Genomic DNA, 294 nt, shown 5'->3' with positions numbered 1-294 from the left:
CCGAGGGCAGCGACATTGCCATCATCGCCACCGGTCTGATGGTCAACGAGGCCCTCGGTGATCTGCTCGCCCTTGCCCAGCTCAAAGTGGTAGGTAGCCTCATCGTGGAACACAGGCACAGCCAGACGGCCGAAGCGCAGGTAAACAGGGCCCTGCATGGCGTAAGCGGCACGCACAGCGGCGCAGGCCTCCACATCGTCTGCGGGGCAGATCACGGTCATGCCGGGCAGGCTGCGCATCAGGGCAAAGTCCTCGCAGCACTGGTGGGAAGCACCGTCCTCGCCCACAGAGATG

The 294-nt window shown here is 64.6% G+C and carries 1 pseudogene; it reads right to left on the bottom strand.

The annotated features are described in order from the left end of the window. Positions 1–294: pseudogene (locus tag P0G09_RS19565) on the bottom strand (hypothetical protein); the annotation flags it as partial.

The sequence above is a fragment of the Faecalibacterium sp. DFI.5.82 genome (assembly GCF_029076575.1).
Taxonomy (GTDB): Bacteria; Bacillota; Clostridia; order Oscillospirales; family Ruminococcaceae; genus Faecalibacterium; species Faecalibacterium duncaniae.
Note: the sequence above shows the minus strand (reverse complement) of the source record. Positions and strands in the feature narration are given on the sequence as shown.